10 protein-coding genes and 3 pseudogenes are annotated in these 16,557 nt (G+C 56.6%); 8 read left to right on the forward strand and 5 right to left on the reverse strand.

The window, feature by feature from the left end; all coding sequences use genetic code 11:
- Positions 1–1,098: 1,098 nt before the first annotated feature.
- Together GSQ88_RS28395 and GSQ88_RS28400 are read right to left on the reverse strand one after the other, a co-directional pair.
- A complete protein-coding gene (locus tag GSQ88_RS28395) occupies positions 1,099–2,235 on the reverse strand; it encodes an acyltransferase family protein (RefSeq protein WP_159011111.1) in 1,137 nt (378 codons plus the stop codon).
- Between the two features lie 65 nt (positions 2,236–2,300).
- Positions 2,301–2,492 (reverse strand): annotated as a pseudogene (locus GSQ88_RS28400) (transposase); the annotation flags it as partial.
- A gap of 232 nt (positions 2,493–2,724) precedes the next feature.
- Here GSQ88_RS28400 and GSQ88_RS28405 point away from each other — a divergent pair.
- Positions 2,725–3,660: an acyltransferase family protein gene (locus GSQ88_RS28405; RefSeq protein WP_210253911.1), complete on the forward strand. Its 936-nt coding sequence runs from the start codon at positions 2,725–2,727 to the stop codon at positions 3,658–3,660.
- A gap of 30 nt (positions 3,661–3,690) precedes the next feature.
- Here the strand turns inward: GSQ88_RS28405 and GSQ88_RS28410 are convergent, their stop codons facing one another.
- Complete coding sequence (locus GSQ88_RS28410; protein ID WP_159011113.1) at positions 3,691–4,944, reverse strand: putative hexosyltransferase; 1,254 nt, start codon at positions 4,942–4,944, stop codon at positions 3,691–3,693.
- The gene (locus tag GSQ88_RS28415) at positions 4,941–5,297 is read right to left on the reverse strand and encodes a GtrA family protein (protein ID WP_159011114.1); all 357 of its coding nucleotides are present in this window, start codon (positions 5,295–5,297) and stop codon (positions 4,941–4,943) included. Before GSQ88_RS28415 ends, GSQ88_RS28410 begins: the two co-directional genes overlap by 4 nt.
- A gap of 370 nt (positions 5,298–5,667) precedes the next feature.
- Between GSQ88_RS28415 and GSQ88_RS28420 the strand changes: the two genes are divergently transcribed.
- The 3 genes from GSQ88_RS28420 (at position 5,668) to GSQ88_RS28430 (ending at position 8,699) form a co-directional block, all read left to right on the forward strand.
- Complete coding sequence (locus GSQ88_RS28420; protein ID WP_159011115.1) at positions 5,668–6,708, forward strand: class I SAM-dependent methyltransferase; 1,041 nt, start codon at positions 5,668–5,670, stop codon at positions 6,706–6,708.
- 131 nt (positions 6,709–6,839) lie between these two features.
- Positions 6,840–7,760: a glucosyl hydrolase gene (locus GSQ88_RS28425; RefSeq protein ID WP_210253912.1), complete on the forward strand. Its 921-nt coding sequence runs from the start codon at positions 6,840–6,842 to the stop codon at positions 7,758–7,760.
- Between the two features lie 3 nt (positions 7,761–7,763).
- The gene (locus GSQ88_RS28430; RefSeq protein WP_159011120.1) at positions 7,764–8,699 is read left to right on the forward strand and encodes a glycosyltransferase; all 936 of its coding nucleotides are present in this window, start codon (positions 7,764–7,766) and stop codon (positions 8,697–8,699) included.
- A gap of 74 nt (positions 8,700–8,773) precedes the next feature.
- Here the strand turns inward: GSQ88_RS28430 and GSQ88_RS28435 are convergent, their stop codons facing one another.
- On the reverse strand, positions 8,774–10,870 hold the full coding sequence (locus GSQ88_RS28435; RefSeq protein ID WP_159011117.1) for a hypothetical protein: 2,097 nt from the start codon (positions 10,868–10,870) through the stop codon (positions 8,774–8,776).
- A gap of 635 nt (positions 10,871–11,505) precedes the next feature.
- On the opposite strand from GSQ88_RS28435, the pseudogene GSQ88_RS35065 reads away from it, so the two are divergent.
- From GSQ88_RS35065 to GSQ88_RS28450, 4 genes and pseudogenes are all read left to right on the forward strand, one after another.
- A pseudogene (locus GSQ88_RS35065) lies at positions 11,506–11,613 on the forward strand (transposase); the annotation flags it as partial.
- Positions 11,614–11,869: 256 nt separating this feature from the next.
- Positions 11,870–15,205, forward strand: a complete 3,336-nt coding sequence (locus tag GSQ88_RS28440) for a methyltransferase domain-containing protein (protein WP_159011118.1) — start codon at positions 11,870–11,872, stop codon at positions 15,203–15,205.
- 277 nt (positions 15,206–15,482) lie between these two features.
- Positions 15,483–16,145 (forward strand): helix-turn-helix domain-containing protein, encoded by a 663-nt coding sequence (locus tag GSQ88_RS36235; RefSeq protein ID WP_502706775.1) that lies wholly within the window; start codon positions 15,483–15,485, stop codon positions 16,143–16,145.
- Between the two features lie 66 nt (positions 16,146–16,211).
- Positions 16,212–16,469 (forward strand): annotated as a pseudogene (locus tag GSQ88_RS28450) (IS21 family transposase); the annotation flags it as partial.
- Positions 16,470–16,557 lie beyond the last annotated feature (88 nt).

The following is a 16,557-nucleotide window of genomic DNA, read 5'->3' on the forward strand; positions in this document are numbered from 1 at the left end:
ATCAGCAAGCCGCCTGACCTTCACGCATCGCCATCATACAACTCGCCGTGCCCGCGCGCATGCGTCAATCAGGCGGTCTTCGTCGTATGCGTACGAAGCAACGCACCATCCCCCTGTTCAAGAAACAAGGGACACAATCGAGAGCGCGTCGCAACTTAACAAGGTGGGGTCCTCATGCCGCTATCGGCCAACAAGCCTGACCCGCAGTTTCTGATCATCCGCTGCCATCACAAGGTGTCCACCTATCTTGGTGGACACCTCATGCATCAGAGCTCTCAAAAGAAAAAGGTGCGGAGAAATTCGCGCTTACGGATAAGAGGTGGGGGCAACGTCACTGGATACCAGCACCCCAGCCTCGACACTGGCGCAATCGATGGTCAGCGCCTTGGTGAATGGTCAAGGGGTCAAGGCGCCACAGCCGCCTGGATCAATGCAGTTAATTTCGCCGCCCGCCACGGTCTTGGAAATCGCCCCGGCAAACGTCTTGCACGGCGGTGCGGCTGCATGGATTGGCCGCCCCCCCGACACCCAGGTACGCGTGGCCTGCGCCTGCGCCGGCCCGGTGGAAAAAAGCAAACACCAATGCGAGCAATGCCTACAATCGTGAAACCTTTGTCATCGTGAAAACCTCTTGGTTAAATCACCTGGTTTGTGACACGCAATAGTTGCGTCGAAATCATCATACATGCGGGGAGCCGGTTTATGAAGGGCTTTCCTTTCGAACCGGTTGAATTTGGCGGATGTGGCGATGGCGAATAGCGAATAGGGAAGGAAGACGAGCATCACTATTCCCCTATTCGCTACGCGTGGCCGCGCCGCCCGCAAGCGGCACCGACGGCCAGCCGGTGCACAGCGGCGCCGACGCCGCCTCGACTGGCCGACTTGAGCCGTCGTGGTTGGTAGTCTGTTGCGCTTTTCTCAAGCCGGAGCCCCCTCCCAAGATTCAGACATTCCGCCAGCAGTTAAGCAGTTAAGCTATCATGGAGAAGCTATCAACTTTCATCGCTTTTGTGCGAGGTGTGAACGCGGCCTCGATAATGCTTCGTCGATATTCAGGTTCTGGATTTGGAAAGAACGGCCCGTTTTACGCAGTCAGTCTCAGTTGGTCTCTTTAACTGTCTCAGCGGCCAACCGTTGCTCCTCTTGCTGAGAGCGACATCCGCCGATCAGCGGCGCGCGGCCGAACCGATAAAGCGCTGCACCTATAGGCTTTTTCAGCCTAAGGGCGCGTTTCTCGACCAAATGCCATGATGCGATAGCCAGGGTCAGCGAGATTGCGCACGACCATGCCGTGTTTTCCAGCGCGGACATGTCTGGCCAAAACTGCACAACCGTTTGCGATACCGGCCAGCCGTAGAGATAGACGCCGTAGGAGTAATCGCCCAGTTGGTTGAACCACGAAAGACCAGGCGCAAAGGCCATCATCATCACAAGATACGGAAGCAAAAGGTAATACCCGATCAGATACCTTGGTTCGGGCCCGTCGTGAAGCGATGCGGCAAAATAAAGAAGCCCCATCAAGATCAGCGGGTTCAGCGGAACGAGCTTCGCGTTCAGAGCATAAAAGGCACCGGTGAAATACAGCAGAACCAATCCGCGATGAAAGGGCGAGTCCCACGGCAGCAGCGGCATTGTCATCTGCGGCTTGAGAAAATAGACGACGATCAGGAACAAAAACAGCGCGTTGAACATGTGACGACGCTGCAATATCCCAAGGAGGAAAATTCCCGCCGTCACGATGTAGAGCCTGACCTCCATCACGATGGACCACAGCGGCCCATTGACAGCCCCTTTTTGCGGTATCGCCTCGAACACTTCAGGCAGATAGAGCGTATAATCCATGGCGCTGGCGTTGTGAAAGAAGTAGCTGAATGGCAGCGTCGTCCAATAATTGGGCGACGTGGTAATCAATGGTCCAAGCACAAACGCGGAGAGCGCGACGCAAATTATCAGGGCGGGATATATACGCAGCGCCCGCGCGACAAGAAACCCTGGAACGCTGGCCCGGCCGAGCATGCTCGTCGTGACGAGCAAGCCGCTGATAATAAAAAACATATCGACCGCGATGCCGCCGACAAAGCGAAATCCGACAGTCGAAAGCACAATATCCGCACCGCCATGCCCCGCAATGACGTAGGAATGCCCATAGATGACGCTGAGCGCCGCAATGAGACGGATCAGATTGAAATTGTTCCCGCCACGGGACCGGAATGCGTCGGCAAGGGTGGTGACCATTCCTCGTCTCTAGCAATATTGGCGCCTCTAGGTAAGCCCGTTTGTTGCTATCATGTCGACGGGTAGGCGTTCTCATCTTCCAGCGACTTCAATCGCCGTGCCTCCGATACCTCCAGACCGCCGTACTTGGCCTTCCATTTGTAAAACGCAGCACCGCTGATTCCGTGCTTGCGGCAAACATCCGAGGTGTTGCCGCTGGCTTCCTTCTCCCGCAAAATCCCGATGATCTGCTCTTCCGTAAATCTCGATCGCTTGATCGCCCGCTCCTTAAGAGGCATCGGACTCTACTCATTTTGTTTTGGAGGAATTTGCGAGGCTCAGGTCACATGCTGTCGCTTCTATCTGATATTGTTAAGTTATTTTTCTTGTGTTGTGTGTATCTTTAGGATGCGTCAATGTACGTATCTTTAGGATGCGTCAATAAGATATACATAGTGGCGCAAGGCCAATCGGGGATGGTCAGTGGCTTCGGGTACTTACAGGTTTTTCTTGTCGATTCTCGTGTTAGCCGAGCACACTGGCTACGGGGTGTTTGGGGGATTCGCGGTCTATACATTCTTTGTTGTGAGCGGATATTGGATCGCGATCATGTGGCGATCGAAATACTCCAAGATGCCAAGGCCATACCTGACCTATCTAATCTCCAGGATCTGGCGGCTGTATCCAGCATTTTTCATCACGGCGTTTTGCGCCTCCGCGGCGTTTGGGATATGGGATATCAGAAACTTCAACATGCTAGCTAATCCGTTAGCTGACCTCTACTTCCGTACGCCGCTTTTGCTACACGCCTGGACGCTAGCTTACGAGACTCAATTCTACATCCTCGCGCCAATTCTTCTTGCGGCACTGACCGCACCTAGCACCCTCTCAATTTCTTGCGCGATTATAGCCGTCGGGGCTTATCTGACTTGGTCGTCTGCGACCTTGCAGGTCATCTGCTTGATCTTTTTCTTCGTTGGCATGACAGCAGCAACACGAGATCTTCGGCCGACTGTTCCCTGGGCCCTTATGTCTCCAATCATGGCTCTCATTTTTGTAGTCATGCTCATTGCAATTCCGTCAGCCCGCGTATCAGTGCTCGGAGGAGTCGGCGATTACTTTCACTTCTATTTTTTTCAAATTGGATATTCTAATGCTGCAAATATCGCAGTTGTCGTCTTGATGCTGCCATTCACCCTGTGGATCTTGCGCATCAAGAGCAGCAGAACGGACAGAACTCTCGGCGAAATTTCCTACACACTTTATCTCGCTCACCTACCGGCGTTGACCCTCGCTCCGAGCGGATATGGTTGGCCGCTTGCGTTGTTGGCAGGGGCGACCCTTTGGATGGTGACGCTGCCATTTGAGGGCGCTCGCCACTCATTCTTAGCAAAATGGGCCCTTCGTGTACCCTCACAGGGTATAGGCGAGCCACTTCGTCCTTGATCTATCCCTTCCTCTTCCCGGCCGCACGCGTCACACAGTAGAACTTGGAGCCCCCAAAAGCGCGTCGTCCACAAGTCTCGACACAAGCCGGTTGCGGCGATCTTCCGCCCGGGCATTGACCACAGATTTCACGATGTCGAAATACAGCGCAATGAACATGATGACGTTGAAGATCGAGATCAGCAACGTCCATTCCAAGCCGGCGACCGTCCGCGTCCAGCCGGTGAAAATCTGCATGAGATTGACCGCTTGCGCTCCCGACCAAAAGAGAAAAGTTGGAATATGGCGCGGAGACACCGCGGCGAGAACCGCGAAGCAAACGACGACAATATGAAGATGGTTTTCATGCACCTCGGTGTGCAACATGAAATAGGATAGCATCCCGAACCCGCAAAACATGAATAAGTTTGTCGGCGAGCGGGGCGAGAAATACGACAAAGCGACAATGAAGATAAACGATGCGTATGACGTCAGTTGAGCGATCCTCCACATGGCGCGCGGAATTCGCGGATCCGTCATGATTGGCATGAGAGAGAATGCGGTTGCGTCGGGGAAATTCGCGAGGCCGTAAATCGAGCCTGTCAGCCAGTTGAGATTATAGGCATCTCCCGAAAAGAAGGAACTTGCACCAAACGCCCTGAACAGAGCGCCCGGGAATTGTGGGCCGAAAACGACGACAACCGGCAGGAGAACCAGACATGCGGGCACGACCAGGAGTAGCCAGGTCCGCCACCTCTGCAGGTCCCTGACCGCCCAGATCAGGAAAAATGGTGCGAGTACCACAGGCTGGAATTTGACCAGGCATGCAGCAACATATAGGGCAGAGAACCAGGCCCAACGCCTCTTTGAGGCGGCAATCAGGGCGCCAATCAGGAAAGGTGTAAAGAAAATATCGACCGAATCGAATATGATCGAATTTGGCACGAGGGCCAAATAAGCACCGACTGCAAGGACGATGTTTCGGCGCCAGACCAAGATGAGTAGAGCCGACGCGAAGGTGAAGAGTATCTGGGCGAGCTTGAAGTTGAGGTAAGTGTCGCCCGGGAGCGTGGATACAAATGCCAGGAGCGAGAAGGTCAGGGGGGGATATACGTCGTTGACAGCGTAAAAACCGCCAACCAAGCCGTGCTGCTGGAAGGTGCGGATCCAAGGACCCCAGTGGAAGTCCCAAATCTTCGACGACGAGCGCGGCAGGAAGAACGACAAGGTCGAAGACGCGATTGTGACGTAGGTGAGGATCAGGACATCGCGCGCGAGCACCGTGAGGTCTTCCCGGGATTTCATTTAACCGTTCCTCGTTCGTTCAAACTAAACGACGGTCCAAGAAGCTGACGCGTGCCGTTGCTGTTTGCAAAGTGATTCACTAAACTCGAACGTTTAGATGTCAAAGCCAACCGGCTGGCGAGGAAGCTGATCGGCTGTAGAAGCACGGCAGTGCCGACCGGCGCTATCCTGGCGGGCGCGCCGAATAGGTCGACCAAAGCTACGGTGACGTCGAGCCCGACGACACTAAGGGTGCAATGGAATACCGCGAAACGTAGAGTGGTCAGCCGGATCAGGCGCGATAAAAACACAATGCGTGGGTTGATCACCGCCGAAAACGCAATTCCTGCTGCAAAAGATAGCGCATAAGCCATGGCACCAATTCTTGGTAGAGCGCAAACGTCAAACATGCTATTGGCGACGCCGGTGCTTACGAACCGGGTTCCTGGAGCGAGCAACGGCAGAGATCGGGGGATGGCGGTCACAACTTGCGGCCTGATTTGCTATTCTGAGGCCGTTGCGGCGATATCCGGAACACTTCGCGCCTCACGACGACCCACTCGTTACCGCTCACAATTCCAAGTAGAATGCAGTCCCGCCATGAGGGACTCATCCCAACGTCCTCGACGGCACATTGAGGAGATGGAAGGTTAGAAGGCCTCGGACAAAAGTCAACTGACATTCCTCTGGACTTTGTCCGTCTGCGGGGTTAGGCGCCGATATCTTCGATCAAAGGAGGCAACGTTGAAGCCCGTCGCAACAGACATCTATCGCTGCCCCTACACGGGCGAAGAACTTATCCTTGAGGTCAAAGAAAAGAGTGGATCTGAAGTAATTTCCGGAGTTCTGAAAACGAATACGAGGCAATACGAGATACGTGACGGCATTCCACAATTAATCTCAGATTCTGATGAACATCTGGGCGAGGACGAAAAACGCGAGTATGCTTACTATCAGTCAAGCAGTCGGACCTATGACTCAATCATGGATTGGCTCTTCGAGAGCTTTTACGAGGATGAAAATCTCATCCGTGAAAACATGATCGATCTCTTGGAACTGAAACCAGGAAATACGATGCTCGAAACCGGATGCGGAACGTGTCGGGATTCTACCAGGATTGCGCGTCGAATTGGTCCAGATGGAAAGTTCTTCTTGCAGGACCTGTCGCCCCACATGCTCGCCATTGGTCGTGACCGGATGCAAACCTTGGCGGCTGACCATCCCTTGCCTCAATCAGAATTCTTCATCGGCAATGCCACACGGCTACCATTTCCTGATGGCTATTTCGATGCAGCCTTTCACTTCGGTGGACTGAACCTTTTTTCCGATAGAAAACAAGCACTTAGTGAAATGGCGCGCGTCGTACGGCCAGGAGGTAAAGTCGTGGTGGGTGATGAATCAGTTGGGCCCTGGCTGCGCCAAACGGAGTACGGCAAGATTTTGCTCAATTCGAATGCACTTTATCGACACGAGGTGCCGGTCGATCTTGTGCCTGAGATTGCACGCGAGGTTTGTGTGCGTTGGATCATTGGCCAAGCATTTTACCTAATCGATTTTCGCGTCGCTAATGACCCGCCTAAGGTTGACCTTGATAAACCGATCCTCGGTTTTCGGGGCGGAACACATCGGTCTCGCTACTACGGGAATTTGGAGGGTGTAACGCCCGAGGCGAAGAAAATGGCAGAAGCTGCGGCCCGCGCAACTGGATCGAGTCTGCATGAATGGCTAGACAAGGCCGTTCGTTTACGTGCCAGCAATGACCTCGACCTCAATAAAAAAGTCTAGGTTCAAAAGCTTTACGATTTCTTTTTTGCTAAGTCCTGTACGCGGATTTCCGATCGGTCGATTGTCTAAGTGGCCTAAACCGGGCTCTTACTCGAGGTGGATGCTGCAATGTTTCAGAAAAGGGGTTGGAAGTGCGCTGGCGAAAGTTAGGTCTTCTCTACGCCCCTGATGGCAGCCATGCGTGGGCGCGCTCGCATGCACTCGTTCCTACTCCATTGCTATTGGAAAACGGTGCGCTGCGAATTTATTTTTCAACCTGCGACGCAAACATGGTGGGGCGCGTAACCTACATCGATGTCGACAGAAATGATCCACAACATATTCTTCGGACTGCGACGCATCCGATTCTAAACCCTGGTGGCATCGCGTGTTTTGACGAGAATGGTGTCAATGTGACATCAATCATCCAAAGAGGCGATGAACTTTGGATGTACTACGCCGGATATCAGCTTTGTCATACGGTTCGCTACCTTTTGTTTACAGGCTTAGCAATCAGTCGCGACGGAGGCGAGACATTTGTCCGTGCCTCACAAGCACCAATACTTGACCGTAGCGCCAAGGAGCGTTTCGTCCGCAGTGGCGCTACGGTGATCCGCGATCCTTCTGGAGGTTTCCATATGTGGTACGCGAGTGGCAACGAGTTCATCGAAGTTAACGGCAAGCAGGTGCCGCGATACGGCTTGCGGTACTTGCACTCGGACGACGGATTGGCATGGGGCAGTACGGGTCTTGCGGTCCTCTACCCAAAGGATGACGACGAATATGGCTTTGGCCGACCATTCGCGATGCGAACTGCGGATGGCTACCGACTATGGTACTCTGTTCGGTCGCGGTCAAAGTGGTATCGCATTGGCTTCGCGGACTCCAACGATGGATTGGATTGGGTTCGTCGCGACGATGAAGCTGGCATCGACGTCTCGTCTTCTGGATGGGACTCGGAGATCGTCTGCTATGCGTCAGTGATGGCCGTAAGCGACCGGACATTCATGTTCTACAATGGCAACGATTACGGACGCTTTGGATTCGGCGTGGCCGAGTTGGAAAACGGTTGAGTGATGAAACCTGCGAAGACTTTATCTATAATTGTCGCGGTCTACTATAATGCCGAATCGTTGCCCCATCTCCATGAGCAGTTGATTCAGCTCGAGGAAATGCTGCACTCGCGGCAGATAGACTTGGAACTGATATTCGTTGATGACGGATCCGGTGACAACTCTCTTGAACAGCTTCTTAAGATCAAGGCAGCCCGTCCTGCGACTAAGGTGATCAACCTGTCGCGTAATTTTGGTGCAGTCGCGGCCTCGAAGACGGGGTTTCAGTTCGTCACCGGTGATGCTTTCACGATGCTGTCGGCGGACTTGCAAGAGCCGATCGAGCAAATTGTTCTTATGGTGGACGAGTGGGTCAATGGGCATAAATTTGTCGTTGCTGCCCGTGCTGCCCGTGGTGACCCGCCCGTCACGAAGTTCTTCGCGTCGATATATTACCTGCTCTTGGAATTCATGGTGATCAAAGGCTATCCGCAAGGCGGATACGACCTGATGCTGATGGATAAGGTCATGCTGCCCTACCTTCAGCGCAGCACCAAAAATACCAATCCAAATGTTTATGCCTTTTGGCTCGGCTTCAATCCGCGCGTACTTTCGTACAGCCGGCTCGAACGACAACACGGACGCTCGCGATGGACCTTCCGCAAGAAACTGAAGTTCCTTTTCGATACGGTTACGGGCTTCTCGGTGATGCCTATTAGGATGCTGTCAGGCTTCGGTGTCTTTGTGGCCTTCCTTAGCTTTCTTTACGGCATCAGCCTTGTCGTATCCGCGGTCCTGGGTGATGTGGAGGTTCAGGGATTTGCTACTCTCGCTGCGCTTATTAGTTTTTTCTCGGGCCTGATCTTGGTTATGCTCGGTGCCATCGGCGAGTATCTGTGGCGTGTCTTTGACGCCGTCAGCAGCAAGCCTGAAGCCGTCATCGAGGAAACATTCCTGTGAGCGGCGACGCGGTTCGATCGACAATCGTCACGAGCCGTCCGAGAGCTTTGCAAGCGAGTTGACTAACAGATCAATCAATCCTTTGTGGCGGCATTGGTCTGGTAAATCGAAACATTCGCGTCGTGAAAGACCGCTCGTGAATATTGAGAATCGAAGGACGGTGGCTTGACCGCGAGCCAGACGAAATAGGTCACGCGTGCTTCTTTCAACAATTGAAATACCGATTCCGCGTCGTGGAGCTGTTCAATTTTCTCAAGTCGCTGCAGCCGTTGTTCAGCGACCGCGCGGCGCGCCGGATCCTGTTTGAGTTGGCTGCCGGCGCGTGCGAGATATTCCGGCAAGTTTGTAAAGCTTGCAAGTGCGGTCGGGGAGTCCGCAATTAGCGCGGCGGAGTCGACTGGTGCTAGCGCGATCGTATTACCATGGGTTGCGTGGCCGCGGATCCATTGCGCGGCGCTGATAATGCCTGGGTTCAACAGGGTGTCGTAGTGGCTCTTCCCCCAGTTGAAGTGGGGACGGGCCGGATCAAAATTTGTCAGGAGTTTGAGCGCCACGCAAACGGGTACGAGCCCGGCGAGTCCCCAGCGAGCCGCGGGCGTTCTGAATGACAACGGAGTTCCCCGAAAAACGTATGCGCAGTTCCAGACCGCCAGCACGACATAGAGAAACACGAAGGAGCGGTGCTGGAGTTCATCGATAAGGCCTCCAGCGGCGGGCGCATACAGTGTCATGCCGATGAAAACTGCGATGAGGGCGAGCGGGAAGGTATCGAAGGGGGTCCATATCCATCCATGCGTTCGCATCGCCAGCGACAGAGTTAGCGGATAGGCGAGCAACAGCACACCGAAGGCCGCCGGCAGCAAGAGCAGCGCAGCGACGAAAAACGTGGGAACGTCGCCGAGTCGAGCAGTCAACCAGTCGTAAAGCCCGGCATAGTTGTTGGGCTCGCTGCTCCTGTAAGCTAAGTTCAGGTAGGCCTCAACAACTGAATGCGACAGCCAGAAATGTCGGATGGGCTCAAGGCTTGCCACGACGACGATCAGCGACAGGCTGCCCCCGGCGATCGCGCCCAGCCATCGCCGGGGATTGCGCCGGATGAAGTCCAACTGCAACAGGAAGCTGGTCACTATCGCGGGTGCAAACCAGATCAGAAAATGGACCCGCAACTGGAAAATTGCCACAGATATGATGATCGCGCCGACGAGCGTGGCCGTGGCCCGGGTGCGGTACCATTCGACAAAAAGGATCAAGGCCACGCAGCACGCGGCAATGCCATAGCCGGCGCCGGGGGTCGTAAACAGCAACCAATGGAAGCTATAGAAGCCGTTCTTGAAGCCATATTGAGCCGCGTCGGGAAGCGCAGTGAGGCACGCCACGGCGGCGATGCCGGCCAGCCGGCACGACAGCTGGCTTGCCAGCACGAAACTGGCCGTCAGGCCCAGAAACAGGCCGAGCGGCGTCAGAAATGCGACTGCAATGGCCAGGCCGGACGCGTTAACGGCGCCGAGCACCGTTGACGGCAGCATGTACATTCCATAGTGATAGAACACGCGTGGGTAGTCCGCGAAAAGGATCGCCCCTCGACCGACCGCAAGTCGGTCGCCGAATTCAGCAAGTTGGGCGCCGTGGACATAGTTATCGTCCCAAGCGTGCAACTGGTTGGTCGCTTCCAGTACGGTAGCGCTCTGGGCGAAGTCGTGGCACCAGATAGCGACAATGATTGCGGCGACCGCCATCGCGGCGAGGTCCTGCCAGGCGGTGCCTGTTGATGCCGGACGACGACGGGAAACGGCCCAGGTCAGGGGCAGGACCGCAACCCCGGACCAGATCAGAAGCTGACCGGTTGGCAGGCCGGTGATGAAGGATGAGGCGAGGAGCAGAATCGACGTGACGATGGCGCCCGTGAGGGTCGCCATCAGGGCGCGCGCGATCATCGCGGAGCATGCAAACAGCGATAGCACGATCTCGCCGACCCCGATCGTGATCACGGCGCCGGCGTAAACCGCGATCGCCGCGAAAACATCGAGTTCCGACCCGGCCAGGGACAGCATGCGTAGGAGAAACCCCGCGACTATCAGCGCGGCGATCAGGTGGCCGGCGAACGGAAAGGAGGCTTGCTCCCTTGGCAGCGCACCGTTTGAGCTTTGCGAACCGATTTGGCGGCTGATCATCCCCGGGGTAAACCAACGTTATTTTAGCAGATGTCGGGCGACAAAGTGGGCACCAAGCGCGACCAGCGTCAGTGAGCACGCTATAGGGAAAAGATACCGAGGCTGCAAGCCGTTCAACGCAGCCACATCGAGTATTGCGAATAGCAGGACGCGCGATCTCACCAGCACGCCAGCATGGCTCCGATCGCCATGCCCAGTCTGGAGAATACCTAGTGAAGCGTGCCCCGACTATGTCAAACAGACGATCGCAGTGCTTGCGCACGCCGAAATCCATGGTTTTGTCATCAACGTGCTCAGCACGTCGAGCGACCCGGACCGGAGAGACGCCCAGACCTAATGTGATAATATGACGATCCCGCCGAATGCTCCGGGATTACGGGCTCTACGAGTTCGCGATCATGGTCCGGCACAAGGGCATGGGCCAATATCGTTCCGGATCCCGGGGTCGCGGTCAATTGACATCGATCGCGGGGGGAAATACACCAACGAATTCAGGTCTCGGTTCTTGTCCGATAAGCACGGCCAAACACGATGACACTATGAAATGCACATGACCGAACTCGATCCGGCCACGATCGACTGCGAGCTAAATTCGAGCGGCCACCTGATTTTGCAGACGCGGAGATCGAGCAAACCAGCGTGAGGGCGCGCGCGGATTCCGCCAGTTCCTGTTGCGGGGCGTCGAGAAAATGCGTGCCGAATGGGCCATGATCTGCACCACCCACAACCTCCTGAAGCTGTCACCCTTGCAAAGGCAGCCTGAGCCGGCCACTCTGCAACAAATGTCCGGCGCTCCTAGCACGCAGAACTTTTGCAATCGTTCTATCCGAAGGGTTGACAGCGGGAATTACCGCCCGAATGTGCCGATTGCACCTATGCCGCCCCGATGAATCCAGCCATATAGGGTGCCTGAGTGCGATCGTCCAATGAAAAACTCGCGGGTTATTGTCGGCTTGGGCAATTAGGCGAGTTCAGCAATCCACAGGCAACGGACTTAAGATGGGTGAATTGATCCGACGCGAAGCGGCAACGACGCCGCAAACTTTCACTGGTGAGCGGCTGACAGCTGCGATTTCGGGCCAGATCGAGATCGAGCATTACCATCGGTATCTGCTGGCCCGTGAGTTCTGCCGAGGCCGGGACGTGCTGGATGTCGCGTCCGGCGAAGGATACGGCACTGCCCTGCTTGCTCAGATTGCCCGGTCCGCAGTGGGGATCGAGATCGACGCTGACACTGTGACGACCGCACGTGCCGAATTCCAGCGGCCGAACCTGCGTTATGAGCAAGGTGACGCTCGGGCTCTGCCGCTACCGGACGGCAGCATTGATGTCGTGGTATCCTTCGAGACGCTGGAGCATCTAGCGGAACACGACGTTTTCCTTTCGGAGCTGCGTCGCGTGCTGCGTCCGGACGGGTTACTCATCATCAGCACCCCTGACCGCGACGCATATTCGCCGCTCGGCGCGACGCCCAACCCTTATCACGTGCTGGAACTAACCCGAGCCGAGTTCGAGACCCTGCTGGTGCGGCATTTCGCCAATTCTGCCTTTGCCACCCAGCGCGCGCTGATTGGCTCCGTGATCCTCCGCACCGGTCCGGATGTGCCGGTGCGATCTTACGAAAGGCGCGGCGATAAGCTGATCGAGAGCAGCGAGAATTTTTCTCGCGCGCCCTATGTCGTGGCTTTCGCATCGGACATAGCGCTGCCGCCGCTCCCGAATAGTGTCTACGTTTATCGTAATGATCTGGACACCGATATGAGGGTCCGTCTCGAGGCGGAAGCGGGCCGGCGTGTTGCCGAGCAAGCGGCCTCCGAGGCTGCAGCGCGAGCGACCGCCGCGGAGTCCCGAGCCGTCGACGCAGAGCGGCAGACGGGGGCCGCAGGGCAGCGTGTGGTCGAGGCCGAGGCGAAGCTCGAGCTTGCTAAACGCCAGGCCGCCGAAGCAGAGGCGAAGCTCGAGCTTGCTAAACGCCAGGCCGCCGAAGACCAGGCGAAGCTCGAGCTTGCTAAACGCCAGGCCGCCGAAGCAGAGGCGAAGCTCGAGCTTGCTAAACGCCAGGCCGCCGAAGACCAGGCGAAGCTCGAGCGCGCGGAACGGCAGGCCGCCGAAGCCGAGCGGCGCCTGAGTGCGATCGAAACGAGCACCACTTGGCGATCTACACGTCCACTGCGCGCTGCCGGTGGGCGCTCCCCTTTCCTGGCTCTTAGTCTACGCCGTGGCATTAAGTTAGCTTGGTGGATGATCACGCTCCAGCTTCCGCGACGGTACCGGTCGTGGCGTGAGTACCGGCAGCTACGGCTACATCCCCCGTCGAAACTGCCCACCGTTCCTTCCTCCCTGCTGTCTGCCGAGCCCCCGGCCTTTCTGCCTGGCGATATTAGAATCCCGTCGTCGCACGAGCCGGTCGTCTCTGTGGTCATTTCGACCTACGGCCAAATGGGTGTCACGCTGGCTTGCCTCCAGTCCATCGCCAACCACAGCCCGCGCAATCCGATCGAGGTGATCGTGGTGGACGACGCCTACCCTGGTCCGGAGGACGTGAGCGTGCTTCGCAATGTGATTGGGATCCAGTTAATCCGCAACGACTCCAACCTGGGTTTCCTACGCAGCTGCAACCTAGCTTGCCGGGCTGCTAAGGGCCGCTACATCCATATGTTAAACAACGATACGGAACTGCAGCATGGCTCGATTGACGCTCTGGTAGAGTTATTGGACGCCCGACCAGATACAGGGATGGTGGGATCAAAGCTACTATTCCCGAATGGCCGACTGCAGGAGGCTGGTGGCATTTTATGGGACGACGCGTCGGGCTGGAATTATGGTCGTGATGACGACCCATCCCGCCCAGAATACAACTACGTCCGAGAAGTCGACTATTGCTCAGGCGCTTCGATTATGGTTCGGCGTACACTATTTGAGTCGCTGGGAGGCTTCGACGAGGACTTCGCGCCCGCTTATTATGAAGATGTTGATTTAGCCTTCCGCATCCGTGCACAAGGTATGACGGTACTATACGAGCCGCGCTCGATGATCGTCCATCACGAGGGCATGTCGCACGGGACCGACCTGAGTACGGGAGTAAAGGCGCACCAGACCACCAACCAGACGCGCATGGTGAAGCGCTGGGGCGCGACACTGGCGCGAGAAAACTATCCCAATGGACAGCACGTGCTGCGCGCACGCGATCGTGCTCGGACGCGTAAGGTAATCCTGATAATCGACCATTACACGCCGGAACCAGACCGAGATGCGGGATCGCGTAGCGTAATGGGGATCATCGAGAGTTTGGTCGATGCTGGGTGGGTGGTAAAATTCTGGCCACACAACCGCGCCTACAGCCCCGTTTACACGACCGCACTGGAGCGGTGCGGGGTCGAGGTGCTGGACCATCGCTGGCCCGGAGATCTCGACGGTTGGTTGCGCGAGAACGGTAGTGAGTTGGATCATTTGCTGGTGAACCGACCGGACACCGCGACCTACGTGTTGCCTCACATAATGCGGAACAACGACGCGGTACTTAGCTTCTATGGTGTCGATCTGCATTTTGCTCGCCTTCGGCGCCAAGCGGACCGAGAAGGTAATTCCAAGTTGCTGGAGGCAGCTGCCGCGATGGAGCGGTTGGAACGGCGGGTCTGGCGCAACTTCGATGTGGTGATCTACCCCTCCGAAGAAGAGGCCGCGGTGGTGCGGGCGATGTCTCCCCACGTTCTGGCCCGCGGCATTGTGCCCTTTTGCTTCGATACCTTCCCGGCACGCACCGTACCTCCAGAGGAGTATAATATCCTGTTCGTCGCTGGTTTCGCGCACCCGCCCAATGTCGACGCGGCGGTGTTCTTGATACACGAGGTAATACCGCGGCTGGAGCACGAGATAGGACCGGTAAAGGTTGTTTTGGCCGGATCCAACCCCACGGAGACCGTACGAGCCCTGGCCGGCCCAACCGTAGTAGTAACGGGCTACGTGACTGACGAAGAATTGGGCAAACTGTACGACCGGCACCGCGTTTCGATAGTGCCGCTGCGCTTTGGAGCAGGTGTAAAGGGCAAGGTTATTGAAGCGCTCAGTCGCGGCCTGCCGCTAGTGACCACGTCAATCGGCTCGCAGGGAATCCCCACGCTGGGGGAAGTCGTTCCCGTGTGCGACGATGTCCCCAGCCTCGTCGCTGCCTTGAAGTTGCTACTTGTTGACGATGCCGCGTGGCTGGCCCAATCGGTAGCGCAGGTGGACTTCGCGCAACGCTTCTTTTCGCGAATAGCCATGCAGAGATCCGTGCTGTCGGCACTGGAGGCCGGCGAGAGGGCCGCCGGGGGTGTGACCACTGGATCATCCTGACTAACGGGTCGTCCGTTTAGAAGCCGAATTTGCGGAGATCAAGAGAGCCGAAAGTATCCTGAGCCAAGCAAGTGCGGGTGGACGCCCCGACAGCATCGATGCCCTCTGATTCCGATTTATTCCGGCCGGGTATTCCGACGTGAAGCCGGCCACCGTTCCGATTTGAAGCCGGCCGCCATTCCGATCAATTTCCGGCTGGGTTTCTGAGAAGGTCGGCGTTTTTGTTTGGGTCAGTCCCTCGGGCATCAAGTCCCTCGTTGAAAACGAGGGGACACGGATGCCGGCCAAGAGAGAACTGACCATGCGACAGATACGACAAATGCTACGGCTTGCTCGTGACGGGGTGAGCGCCCGGGAGATCGGACGCACGCTCGGCGTGGCGCGGAGCACGATCCAGGACAATCTCAAGCGGGCGACAGTGGCCGGGCTTGCGTGGCCTTTGGCTGGCGACCTCACGGACGCCGCTCTTGAACAACGTCTGTTCGCCCATGCCGGCGCCAAGCGCGGGTTCCGCCGGCGCACCGAGCCCGATTGGGGCTCGCTCGCCTGCGAACTCAAGCGGCCTGGCGTCAATTTGATGGTGCTCTGGGAGGAGTATCGCGCGGTTCACCCAGGAGGCTATGGCTACAGTCGCTTCTGCGATCTGTTCCGGGAGTTCGAGCGGCGCCTGTCGCCTACCATGCGGCAGGACCATCCGGCCGGCGACAAGGTATTTGTCGATTACTCCGGCAAGAAAATCATGATCGTCGATCGCGCAACCGGGGCGGCGGGCAACATCTGTGACAATCGCGCCAGGCTCGAGGCTTTCCGCAGCAATCCGCGCCTTCAAATCGTCCGGCCAGCGCTTTCGACCCGCGCCAGTATACACTTCAATACGTGGCGACGGTCGTCTTATGTCGTCCGAATGGTCGTCCATTGTGAGCACCCTTGCAGAAGATGACTCTTCTTACGGTGCTCACAAGATTCCGCACAAACAATCTCAAGGGCCTCGGTGCTACGCTTACCCTGGACGCAGAAACTGGCGGACTGGATCGAGGCCCATGTCCGCATGTTCCGCTTTTTTGGCGGGGTGCCGCGGCTTGTGGTCCCCGACAATCTGAAATCCGGCGTTCACAGCGCCTCGTTCTACGACCCTGAAATCAATCGCAGCTACGGGATGATGGCGTCCCATTACGGCGTCGGCATCCTTCCGGCCCGGCCACGAAAGCCCCGGGATAAGGCAAAAGTGGAAGCCGGAGTGCGTTTTGCCCAGACCTATGTCATTCGGCCTGCAATATTGACCCCCTAAGCCGGGGGATCGGCGTCCAAAATTGACCCCCTACAGGTTGGTCTGTTGCGCTGCCTGCTTTGTA

The organism is Bradyrhizobium sp. S69, assembly GCF_009766005.1.
Lineage (GTDB): Bacteria > Pseudomonadota > Alphaproteobacteria > Rhizobiales > Xanthobacteraceae > Bradyrhizobium.

Bases quoted from the DNA above. Each gene is read 5' to 3' on its own strand.
- GSQ88_RS28430 (WP_159011120.1), top strand. From the start codon at position 7,764: ATGAAACCTGCGAAGACTTTATCTATAATTGTCGCGGTCTACTATAAT.
- GSQ88_RS28395 (WP_159011111.1), bottom strand. From the start codon at position 2,235: ATGGTCACCACCCTTGCCGACGCATTCCGGTCCCGTGGCGGGAACAAT.
- GSQ88_RS28410 (WP_159011113.1), bottom strand. From the start codon at position 4,944: ATGAAATCCCGGGAAGACCTCACGGTGCTCGCGCGCGATGTCCTGATC.
- GSQ88_RS28435 (WP_159011117.1), bottom strand. From the start codon at position 10,870: ATGATCAGCCGCCAAATCGGTTCGCAAAGCTCAAACGGTGCGCTGCCA.
- GSQ88_RS36235 (WP_502706775.1), top strand. From the start codon at position 15,483: ATGCCGGCCAAGAGAGAACTGACCATGCGACAGATACGACAAATGCTA.
- GSQ88_RS28440 (WP_159011118.1), top strand. From the start codon at position 11,870: ATGGGTGAATTGATCCGACGCGAAGCGGCAACGACGCCGCAAACTTTC.
- GSQ88_RS28415 (WP_159011114.1), bottom strand. From the start codon at position 5,297: ATGGCTTATGCGCTATCTTTTGCAGCAGGAATTGCGTTTTCGGCGGTG.